Annotated in this window: 1 protein-coding gene; it reads left to right on the top strand. The window is 68.5% G+C overall.

Going from position 1 to position 492, the window contains the following annotated elements:
• On the top strand, positions 1–492 hold a 492-nt coding region (locus JGU66_36445; protein ID MBJ6766267.1), incomplete at both ends, for a hypothetical protein.

Raw genomic sequence — 492 nt, 5'->3', positions numbered from 1 at the left:
CCACTTCGACAAGGTGACGCTGGTGGAGCGTGATGTCCGGGGGGAGGGGCCCGCCGCGCGCAAAGGTGTTCCCCAAGGGCCGCACATCCACGTGCTGTTGGACACGGGCCGGCGCATCCTCGACAAGCACTTCCCGGACCTGTTCGAGCAACTCCAGGTCCAGGGCGCCGAGTTCATCGACTCGAGTGGAGACCTCGCCTGGCACCACTTCGGGGTGTGGAAGCTGCGCCGCACCAGCGGCATCCCCGGGCTGCTGTGCACCCGGCCCCTGCTCGAGTGGAACGTCCTTCGCCGGGTGAAGATGCAGCCCAACGTGGCGGTGCGCGAGGGCTGCTCCATCGAAGGGCTCATCTCCGACGAGAAGGGCACGGGGCGCATCACGGGCGCCCGGGTCAAGACACCCCAGGGCGAGGAGTCGTGGGAGGCGGACCTCGTCGTGGATGCCAGTGGCCGGGGCTCGCGGATGCCTCAGTGGTTGGAAGCCATCGGCTA

This window comes from Myxococcaceae bacterium JPH2 (assembly GCA_016458225.1).
GTDB lineage: Bacteria > Myxococcota > Myxococcia > Myxococcales > Myxococcaceae > Citreicoccus.
This window is presented reverse-complemented; position numbering and strand designations above follow the sequence as displayed.